The organism is Calothrix sp. CCY 0018 (genome assembly GCF_963920925.1).
Taxonomy (GTDB): domain Bacteria; phylum Cyanobacteriota; class Cyanobacteriia; order Cyanobacteriales; family Nostocaceae; genus Rivularia.
Genome location: NZ_CAWUDI010000175.1, coordinates 1 through 211, shown reverse-complemented (window position 1 = coordinate 211; position 211 = coordinate 1). Strand labels below are relative to the sequence as shown.

Annotated in this window: 1 protein-coding gene; it reads right to left on the bottom strand. The window is 71.6% G+C overall.

Features of this window, described 5'->3' with window-relative positions; all coding sequences use genetic code 11:
* A partial coding sequence (locus ACM03V_RS34610; protein WP_414625336.1) for a hypothetical protein occupies positions 1 to 211 on the bottom strand: 211 nt, incomplete at both ends.

Genomic DNA, 211 nt, shown 5'->3' with positions numbered 1-211 from the left:
AGAACCTGGGCCAGGGTTTCGTCGATGGCCTCCTCGGCCTCGCGACCCAGCCGATCCAGAATCCGCGCTCTGCCCGAACGCCCGTCCGGTCCGACCCGGTTCAGGGCGGCGGAGAAGAAGGCGAAGGGATCGCGGTCGCGCGCCTCGATCAGCGCCCCCATCAGGTCGCGCGCGGCGGTCCAGGCAGGGTGTTCATGGGCGCGGCGCTGCA